Here is a 308-nt window from a genome sequence, read left to right as displayed (position 1 = left end):
CAATTCTTAATTGAACCAAAGCCAAAGGAGCCAACAAAGCATCAATACGATTTTGATGTTGCGACTGGTTTAGCATTCTTGCAAAAATATGATCTTCAAGATCATCTCAAGTTTAATATCGAAGCAAACCATGCGACTCTTGCCGGTCATACATTTGAACATGAGCTGCGCGTTGCCCGCATTAACGGTATGCTTGGATCTGTAGATGCAAACCAAGGGGATACATTAATTGGCTGGGATACAGATGAATTCCCGACAGATTTATATTCTACTACGCTGGCGATGTATGAGATTTTACTGAACGGCGG

At 41.6% G+C, this 308-nt stretch carries 1 pseudogene; it reads left to right on the top strand.

What is annotated here, in order from left to right:
* Positions 1–308 (top strand): annotated as a pseudogene (locus AAHB12_RS31505) (xylose isomerase); the annotation flags it as partial.

The sequence above is a fragment of the Bacillus sp. OTU530 genome, assembly GCF_038440375.1.
The sequence above is the reverse complement of the archived record's forward strand: the minus strand, read 5'-3'. Positions and strand labels throughout refer to the sequence as shown.